1 protein-coding gene is annotated in these 297 nt (G+C 65.3%); it reads right to left on the bottom strand.

Translation table 11 applies throughout. The features are described from left to right. Positions 1–297: 4Fe-4S binding protein (locus tag B4I46_RS11380; RefSeq protein WP_414708933.1), on the bottom strand; the 297-nt coding region annotated here is incomplete at both ends.

Genomic DNA, 297 nt, shown 5'->3' with positions numbered 1-297 from the left:
TGTCGAACATCACGCTCTGGAACCTGGCATACGGGCACATGTGCATGCACACCGCCTCGCGCAGCCAGCCGGCGTTGATGTAGGTGGCACCGGTGAAGAACAGGATCCAGAACAGGCTGACGCCACCCAGCTGCAGGGTGAACAGCTCCTGGGTCAGCGGCCGAATGGGGGTGAAGTAGCCGACGAAGGTCAGTGCGGTCAGCAGGCTGACGCCCAGCCACAGGGTGTGCTTGGCTGCGCGGCGCGCCAGCTTGTTGGGGCCCCAGGGCGCCGCATCGAGCTTGATGCGCTGGTTGC

Origin of the sequence: Pseudomonas sp. UBA7500 (genome assembly GCF_002478435.1) — a bacterium.
In the GTDB taxonomy this organism is placed as follows: domain Bacteria; phylum Pseudomonadota; class Gammaproteobacteria; order Pseudomonadales; family Pseudomonadaceae; genus Aquipseudomonas; species Aquipseudomonas palmensis.
The sequence above is the reverse complement of the archived record's forward strand: the minus strand, read 5'-3'. Positions and strand labels throughout refer to the sequence as shown.